Source organism: Mesorhizobium sp. (genome assembly GCF_024509055.1).
Lineage (GTDB): Bacteria > Pseudomonadota > Alphaproteobacteria > Rhizobiales > Rhizobiaceae > Mesorhizobium.
In genome coordinates, this window is the sequence record NZ_JANINM010000229.1 from 1 (window position 1) to 2,869 (window position 2,869).

Below are 2,869 nucleotides of genomic sequence, written 5' to 3' on the forward strand. Positions count from 1 at the left end.
CGTGCCGGGCGATGCCGATGTCTGGTCGAGCCGGTCGCGCCAGCGAAAGCCATAGAGCTGGCCGCGCCGCTCCTCGAAGAACGCGACGACGCTCTGCAATTCGGTGAGCGTCTTGATGCCGTAGCCGGCGTCGTAGCGCCGCCGCGAGTGCGCCCAGCGCGCATTGCGTTCCTCGCGTCCCGATCCGAACGTCACGATATCGGTCCGCCGCTCCGGCCCGCCAGCGCTCTTCAGCGCGACGTCGAGCGGAAAGAGGATTTCATGGAAGGATGTCATGGGCAATCCTGCACCGGAGGATCAATTGAGGCGTTGACTGAACTTGCAGTTCGGAAATCAACACTGCCGGAGTCGTCCCCGCGAAGGCGGGGACCCATACGCCGTGTCGCATATGATGCGGGCAGCGATCATGATCCTGGAGAACGGCATTCCCCACTCATGACTGTCAGGGGTTATGGGTCCCGGCCTTCGCCGGGACGACGCTGTTGGTGAAGAGAACCATCGCATCACTCGATACCGTCATGGCCGGACTTTTCGGTCATGGCTGTGGAGCATGTTGTCGTCACAAGCTCCGCTGCCCGCGCGCCACCGCACGCGCGATCTGGCCTGTGATGTAACTTTCCGAGCGGCGAAAACTGTCGACGTCCGGCGTCGCGATCTGCACGGTGATGCTGTTGCCACCGCCACCGCCGCTGACGCCGAGCTTGCCATCGGCCCCGCGCTTCAGCGGCATGATCGCTTCGGGGCCGGCCTCGCCGGCCAGGCCTGTGCCGCCGCCGATCAGCGGAAAATAGGTCGGCGTGCCGATCACGCCACCGAATGGCTTCACCGCGCCGGAGGCCGCAACCATCGATGCGGTCGATGTGCTCGAGCCGATGCCGGTCAAGCCCGACAGCAGGCTGTCGATGCCGCTTCCGAGCGCACTGGTGATGGGTTTGAAGGCGAGCCGTACCGAGAGGTCGGACAATCGCAGCGCCAGCGACTTCAACACGTCGTCGAATTGCTTGCCGCCGGTCACCGAGGTGGCGAACGCCGAGGTCATCGCTCGCGCAAAACTGTTGGCTCCGCTGGCGAGGTCGCGCGTCTTCAGGCTCAGGCTGTCCAGCGTGCTCGCCGTATCGAGCAGTTCGGTGTCATCCGCCATGATGTATTTTCTCCATCGTCTTGTCCGGAAACCGCCGCATCAGGTCGTCAAGGCCTGTACGATCTATCGGCATCGGCACGTGCCCGCGCACCGCGACGATGGCGTGCGCCAGATCGCGCGCCGACAGCCGCCCGGTGCCGAAACGCTCCGCTAGCGCCATCAAGTCATCAGCTCCGAACGCGGATTCCAGTTCCGCGAGCGCGCCGAGCGTCAGCACCAGCGTGTGGCGACCGCAGCCAAGTTCGGCCTCGATCTCGCCGCGATATTTGTTGGGCATTTGCGGCTCCTTACATCGCGGTGAAGGTGAGCGCGCCGGCGGATTCCAGCGAGACGTCAAACGTCACCTCGCCGTTGTGCTCGCCGGAAAACTCCAGGCCCGAGATCTGGAATTGTCCTTCGATGGTGCCAAAATCCGGTACGATCACCTGACAGGCATTCACCGCGCCGTCGAAGAATGCCTGCCGCACCAGTGCATCGGAGGCGCTGTCCTTGAACAGTCCGCGCCCGGAGATCGACGCGCGCTTGACGCCGGCGCCCGCAAGCAACTCGCGCCAGCGATCGACCGACTCCGCGTGGGTGACGTCGACCAGTTCGGCGTTGAACGCGATCTTGCGGCTGCGAAGCCCGGCGACGGTCACGTAACTCGCGCCGTCATACATCTTCACCAACAGGTCCTTGCCCTTTTGCGCGCCCATGATTGCTCCTCGGTTCAGGTGACGGGTTCGGTGACGGCGCGAAAGCGCACCACCGCGTGATAGGTGCGGCCATCGGCCTCGCGGCGGATGTCGGCGACGGAGAACCGCAGGTTGACGAGGCGATGCCCGTCCGGTGCCAGCGGCGCGTCGTCGAGCGCCTGCAACAACGCACCGGCGATGCCGTGCGCTTCCTTGTGGCCGCCTTGCCGCGACCATGCGTGCAGCGTCAGCAGATGTTCCTGCGTCTCGCCGCCGTCGGACGATGCATCGACGAGCCGCGCCTCGCCCAGCGTGACATAGGGAAACGATGCGCCGCGCGGTGGTGCATCGTAGATCCGCTGGCCGCCGAGCGCGGCAGTCAGGCCGCCGTCGGCACGCAACGCGTCATGGATCGCGGCGCGCAGCGCCACGTTGGCATAAGTCATGATGTCAAATCCAGATGGGGACAAGTCACTCTATACGCAGTTCGGCGTCGATCTCGATGAAACGGCGATCGTCGCGCTCGCGAATGGCGAGGATGCGATAAATGCGCGGGTCATCGGCCAGCCGGTGCTGCAAGGTGAGGACGAACCGGTTGCGCATCACGATCCGCGTGCGAACCGCCGCGCCATCGGCATCGGCGGCGATGTCGTGCCGCGCGGAGAGTTGCGTCACCTGCGCCCACGCCGCCCTGCCCGTCGTCGGTTTCCACCGGCGCTTCGATGGTCAGCCGGGTTTTCAGTGCGCCGGGATCGATCATAACGACAGCACCCGATAGGACGCGATCATGGCGCTGACGCTGCCGGGCAGCATGGCGACGGTTTGCCCGATCGCGGCCAGCCCGCGGTTCTCGTACCAATGTGCCACCAGCGTGCGGATGGCGTGACGCAACACCTCCGGCACATCGGCCGCGTTGTCGCCGAAGCCGATCTCGACATCGAGTTCGATGCCGGCCGTGCCGCGTCCCGGCGGCGGCAACGACCAGCCGGGAGCGGCGATCACATTCGCGGTCGTATCGACGACAAACCGTTCGACATCGATGCTGCCGGCGTTA

General features: G+C 65.3%; 7 protein-coding genes. All 7 read right to left on the reverse strand.

Annotated elements, in window-relative coordinates:
* Positions 1-276, reverse strand: a 276-nt coding sequence (locus Q0L57_RS11135) for a TIGR02217 family protein (RefSeq protein WP_296742549.1), incomplete at its 3' end; no start/stop codon positions are given.
* Between the two features lie 283 nt (positions 277-559).
* Entirely contained in the window at positions 560-1,141 is a 582-nt protein-coding gene (locus tag Q0L57_RS11140; protein WP_296742552.1) for a phage tail tape measure protein, read from the reverse strand.
* A complete protein-coding gene (locus tag Q0L57_RS11145; RefSeq protein WP_296742554.1) occupies positions 1,131-1,418 on the reverse strand; it encodes a phage tail assembly chaperone in 288 nt (95 codons plus the stop codon). The genes Q0L57_RS11140 and Q0L57_RS11145 overlap by 11 nt, the downstream gene beginning before the upstream one ends.
* 10 nt (positions 1,419-1,428) lie before the next feature.
* Positions 1,429-1,836 carry a phage major tail protein, TP901-1 family gene (locus Q0L57_RS11150; protein ID WP_296742556.1) on the reverse strand — a complete coding sequence of 136 codons (408 nt, stop codon included), beginning with the start codon at positions 1,834-1,836 and terminating at the stop codon, positions 1,429-1,431.
* Positions 1,837-1,850: 14 nt separating this feature from the next.
* A complete protein-coding gene (locus Q0L57_RS11155) occupies positions 1,851-2,261 on the reverse strand; it encodes a DUF3168 domain-containing protein (RefSeq protein ID WP_296742559.1) in 411 nt (136 codons plus the stop codon).
* A 25-nt stretch (positions 2,262-2,286) separates the two neighbouring features.
* Entirely contained in the window at positions 2,287-2,490 is a 204-nt protein-coding gene (locus Q0L57_RS11160) for a head-tail adaptor protein (protein ID WP_366940890.1), read from the reverse strand.
* A gap of 81 nt (positions 2,491-2,571) precedes the next feature.
* A partial coding sequence (locus Q0L57_RS11165) for a head-tail connector protein (RefSeq protein WP_296742562.1) occupies positions 2,572-2,869 on the reverse strand: 298 nt, incomplete at its 5' end.